1 protein-coding gene is annotated in these 251 nt (G+C 37.1%); it reads left to right on the top strand.

Annotated elements, in window-relative coordinates; all coding sequences use genetic code 11:
- A partial coding sequence (locus BU804_RS03335; RefSeq protein ID WP_275935649.1) for a transposase occupies positions 1-230 on the top strand: 230 nt, incomplete at its 5' end.
- Between the last annotated feature and the right edge of the window lie 21 nt (positions 231-251).

Below are 251 nucleotides of genomic sequence, written 5' to 3'. Positions count from 1 at the left end.
AGAAGATGAAAAATCAATGGATCACGTTAGTGGATAAACTCATGCTAAAAAAGAGGGCTATGATTGAAAGTGTGAATCATCTGTTGAAAAGTAACTGTCAGATAGAACAGCATCGGTACCGAAGTCGATGGAACTTTCTTAGCCATCTGATGGCAGGTCTTGCTAATTATTGCTTGAATCCATCCAAATCTCGACTGTTCTTTTCAAATACAGAAATCGAAGTAACTTAAGCTCCTAGAATATTTTTGAGG

It is taken from the genome of Candidatus Protochlamydia sp. W-9, assembly GCF_001950615.1.
In the GTDB taxonomy this organism is placed as follows: domain Bacteria; phylum Chlamydiota; class Chlamydiia; order Chlamydiales; family Parachlamydiaceae; genus Protochlamydia; species Protochlamydia amoebophila.
The sequence above is the reverse complement of the archived record's forward strand: the minus strand, read 5'-3'. Positions and strand labels throughout refer to the sequence as shown.